Below are 2,625 nucleotides of genomic sequence, written 5' to 3' on the forward strand. Positions count from 1 at the left end.
CGCTGGTGGCCCGGCACCTGGTCGCCGAACACGGCGTACGACGGCTGCTGCTGGTCAGCCGGCAGGGACGGCACCCCGCACTGGCCGCGGAGCTCACCGCGGCCGGTGCCGAGGTCCGCTTCGCGGCCTGCGACGTCGGCGACCGGGCCGCGCTGGCCGCGCTCCTCGCGAGCGTCGACCCCGCGCACCCGGTGACGGCCGTCGTGCACGCCGCGGGCGTACTGGACGACGGCGTCGTGGCCGCCCTCACCCCGGACCGGCTCGACACCGTCCTGCGGCCCAAGGCGGACGCCGCCTGGCACCTGCACGAACTCACCGCCGACCTCGACGCGTTCGTGCTGTTCTCGTCCGCCGCCGGCCTCCTCGGCGCCCCCGGACAGGCCAACTACGCGGCGGCCAACGCCTTCCTGGATGCCCTCGCCGCCCACCGCCGGGCCGCCGGCCTGCCCGCGGTGTCCCTGGCCTGGGGCCCCTGGGCCGACGGCATGGCCGCCCAGGTCGACACCCGCCGTGCCTCCCGGGCCGGCCTGCTGCCGCTCGACTCCGCACTCGGCCTGGCCCTGTTCGACACCGCCCGCGCCGGGGCGCCGGCCGCGCCGCTCGCCGCCCGGCTCGACCTGCCGGGCCTGCGCGCCCGGGCGGCCGAACTCCCGCCCGTGCTACGGTCCCTGGTGCCCGCACCGGCCCGGACGGCACCCGAACCGGCCGAGCCGCTCGCGGACACCCTGGCCGCGCTGCCCGTCGCGGAACGGGAACGCCGGGCACTCGACGTCGTCCTGCGGCACACGGCCGAGGTGCTCGGCCACGCCACGGCCGACGGCGTCGACCAGGAGCGCGGCTTCCAGCAGCTCGGCTTCGACTCCCTGATGTCCGTCGAACTGCGCAACCGGCTGGGCGCCGCCGCGGGCCTGCGGCTGCCCGCCACGGTGATCTTCGATCACCCGACGCCCGCCGCGCTCGCCGCCCACCTGGTGGCCGAACTGGCCCCCGGCCGGCCCACCGTGGCGTCCCTGCGCACCAGCACCCTCGCGGAACTGGAGACCGCGGCGGCCGAGTTCGCCGCCGACCCGGAGCTGCGCGAGGGCCTGCGCAGCCGGCTGCGCGCCCTGCTGCGCACCCTCGACGAACCGGCCCCGGACGAGCCGCTCGCCGACACCGGCGAGGAGAGCCTCGCCGACCTGCTCGACCTCGCCGACCGGGAGCTGGGGGACTTCTGATGACCGACACCGACCGCACGAACGACCGCACCACCGCACGAGGAGCCACCGCGTTGTCCCAGGAACAGACCGACGACCGCAAGGTCGTGGAGACGCTCAAGCGCCTGACCACCGACCTGCGCCGGGCCAAGCAGCGGCTGCGCGAGACGGAGGACCGGGCGCACGAGCCGATCGCGATCGTCGGCATGGCCTGCCGGTACCCCGGTGGCGTCGGCTCGCCGGAGGACCTGTGGCGACTCGTGCTCGACGGCCGGGACGCCATGGGCCCCTTCCCCACCGACCGCGGCTGGGACCTGGCCGCCCTCTTCGCCGACGACCCCGAGCGCTCCGGCACCAGCCACACCCGCGAGGGCGGATTCCTGCACGACGCCGGCGAGTTCGACCCCGGTCTGTTCGGCATCAGCCCCCGCGAGGCGCTCGCCATGGACCCGCAGCAGCGCCTCCTCCTGGAGACCGCCTGGGAGGCGATCGAACGCGCCGGCATCGACCCCACCTCGCTGCGCGGCAGCCGCACCGGCGTCTACGCCGGCGTGATGTACCACGACTACGGCACCGGGGCCGACCCGCTGCCCCAGGGCGTCGAGGGCTACCTGGGCCTGGGCACCGCGGGCAGCGTCGCCAGCGGCCGGATCGCCTACACCCTGGGCCTGGAGGGCCCCGCCGTCACCCTCGACACCGCCTGCTCCTCCTCGCTCGTCGCCCTGCACTCCGCGATCCGCGCACTGCGCGCGGGGGAGTGCACGATGGCCCTGGCGGGCGGCGCGACCGTGCTGTCCACCCCGGCCGTGTTCGTGGACTTCTCCCGGCAGGGCGGCCTGGCCACCGACGGGCGCTGCAAGTCCTACTCCGCCGAAGCCGACGGCACCGGCTGGTCCGAGGGCGTCGGCATGCTCCTCGTCGAACGGCTCAGCGACGCCGAACGCCTCGGCCACCCCGTCCTGGCCGTGCTGCGCGGCTCCGCGGTCAACCAGGACGGCGCCAGCAGCGGCCTCACCACCCCCAACGGGCCGGCCCAGCAGCGGGTCATCCGGCAGGCCCTGGCCGACGCCCGGCTCACCACCGCCGACCTGGACCTCGTGGAGGGCCACGGCACCGGCACCCCGCTCGGCGACCCGATCGAGGTGCAGGCCCTGCTCGCCACCTACGGCCAGGACCGCGCCGCACCGCTCTGGCTCGGCTCGGTGAAGTCCAACATCGGCCACACCCAGGCCGCCGCGGGCGTCGCCGGCGTCATCAAGGCCGTGATGGCCCTCCGGCACGGCGTGCTGCCCGGCACCGCCCACCTCACCGAACCGACCCCGCAGGTCGACTGGACGGCCGGCGCGGTGGAACCCCTGCGGGAGCCCCGCGCCTGGCCCGAGACCGGCCGGCCGCGCCGCGCAGCGGTGTCCTCCTTCGGCATCAGCGG

Annotated in this window: 2 protein-coding genes; both read left to right on the forward strand. The window is 76.6% G+C overall.

Annotation, left to right across the window (positions count from 1 at the left end; translation table 11 throughout):
• A partial coding sequence (locus tag CCN44_RS36190) for a beta-ketoacyl reductase (protein WP_143650235.1) occupies positions 1 to 1,217 on the forward strand: 1,217 nt, incomplete at its 5' end.
• Between the two features lie 86 nt (positions 1,218 to 1,303).
• A partial coding sequence (locus CCN44_RS36195; RefSeq protein WP_414820543.1) for a type I polyketide synthase occupies positions 1,304 to 2,625 on the forward strand: 1,322 nt, incomplete at its 3' end.

The sequence above is a fragment of the Streptomyces tricolor genome, from assembly GCF_002155905.1.
In the GTDB taxonomy this organism is placed as follows: Bacteria; Actinomycetota; Actinomycetes; order Streptomycetales; family Streptomycetaceae; genus Streptomyces; species Streptomyces tricolor.